This is a genomic window from Burkholderia sp. MSMB1835, assembly GCF_001526365.1.
Classification (GTDB): domain Bacteria; phylum Pseudomonadota; class Gammaproteobacteria; order Burkholderiales; family Burkholderiaceae; genus Burkholderia.
Genome location: NZ_LOYP01000026.1, coordinates 1 through 1,687, shown reverse-complemented (window position 1 = coordinate 1,687; position 1,687 = coordinate 1). Strand labels below are relative to the sequence as shown.

The following is a 1,687-nucleotide window of genomic DNA, read 5'->3' as shown; positions in this document are numbered from 1 at the left end:
TGTAGCAGCTAAGTTCAAATGTCCGCTTCCGGCTAAGTTCAGATGTCCGTTTTTCGACCCGTCGTAAGCTGACCGACCGCTGGCAATCCAGCGCCGGAGGCTGCGATGGCTGCAACGGAACGGATCACGATGACGATGCGCGAGCTGGACCGATTCAAGGTCATTCAGGACGTGGCGGACGGCAAGCTCAAGCCATGGCGTGCGGCGGAACGGTTGGAACTGACGACCCGGCAGGTTCGCCGACTGGTCGCCAGATTGCGGGAACACGGACCTCAAGGTCTTGTGTCGGGACGGTATGCGAAGCCCAGCAACAACCGGCTGGACGAGGTAATTGTGGACCGGGCGCTGTCGATCATCCGAGATCGCTACGCCGATTTCGGGCCGACACTGGCCTGCGAGAAGCTCTGGGAGTGTCACGGCATTCGGCTGGCCAAGGAGACGGTCAGGAAGCTGATGACGGAGGCTGGCTTGTGGATTCCACGCCGGCAACGACCGCCGAAGGTCTATCAGCCACGTGCGCGCCGGGCGTGTCTGGGCGAACTGATCCAGATCGACGGCAGCGATCATCGATGGTTCGAGAACCGGGCGCCGGCCTGCACGCTGCTGGTGTATGTGGACGACGCGACGAGCCGGTTGATGATGCTGCACTTCACGCAGACGGAGTCGACGTTCAGCTACTTCGAGGCGACGCGAGCGTACATCGAGCGCCACGGTAAGCCTGGGGCGTTCTACAGCGACAAGGCCAGTGTCTTCCGCGTTTCGACACCGGGCAAGACTGGCAACCGCGTGACGCCATTCGGCCGCGCGATGTACGAGCTGAACATCGACACGTTCTGTGCGAACAGCAGTTCGGCCAAGGGACGCGTCGAGCGAGCGCACCTGACGTTGCAGGATCGGCTGGTCAAGGAGATGCGATTGCGCGGGATCAACACGGTGGCCGACGCGAACGCTTACGCGCCCTCCTTCATGGCCGCCTACAACGCGCGTTTCGCGAAGCCGCCGAAGAGCGACTTCAATGTACATCGGCCGCTACGGGCCGACGAGAGTCTGGACGTGGTGCTGACGTGGCGTGAGCCGCGGAAAGTAACGAAGTCGCTGACGGTGCAATACGACCGGGTGATGTACTTGCTGGAGGACACGCCGGAGAACCGAAAGTTGATCGACCGGCAGATCGAGGTGCGGGAGTACCCGGATGGACGAATCGAGCTCCGTGCTGACGATCGCGTGTTGCGCTGCCGGCAGTACGATCGTTTGGCTGAAATCGATCAGGGTGCCGTCGTCGAGCACAAGCGCTTGAGCCATGTGCTGCAGGTCGCGCAAGCGCTTCAGGCGCAACGCGATAACAGCCGAATCGGTAAAGCGCCGTCTCGAACGCATCGTGGCGACTCGACGCGGACCAACCGAAACGAGGCAGAGCCGGGTAAGAAGAAGCAGCGCAAGATCACGCAGGCCGACGTCGAGCATGTGATCGTGGATCTGACGCAACGTCGTCAAACCGCAGCGCCGCCAAACAAACCTGGCCGTCGGTCTGCAAAAGCTGAGGAAGCGAGCGTAAGCGCCCTGCCCGTGCAGGCGCCGACCTTCGACACTGCGTAACGGTTAAAGCGAAGAAAGAAACGCTGCAAAACCAACCTTGAAACCGGACATTTTTAAATGGCTGGAAGGTGGACATCTGAATCCGGGTATG

1 protein-coding gene is annotated in these 1,687 nt (G+C 61.1%); it reads left to right on the top strand.

All coding sequences use genetic code 11. The annotated features are described in order from the left end of the window. Positions 1 to 105: 105 nt before the first annotated feature. The gene (locus tag WS96_RS11910) at positions 106 to 1,596 is read left to right on the top strand and encodes an ISNCY family transposase (protein ID WP_059832701.1); all 1,491 of its coding nucleotides are present in this window, start codon (positions 106 to 108) and stop codon (positions 1,594 to 1,596) included. Positions 1,597 to 1,687 lie beyond the last annotated feature (91 nt).

What these genes read in the sequence shown, in the direction of transcription:
- WS96_RS11910 (WP_059832701.1), top strand. Translation starts at nt 106, where the DNA reads ATGGCTGCAACGGAACGGATCACGATGACGATGCGCGAGCTGGACCGA.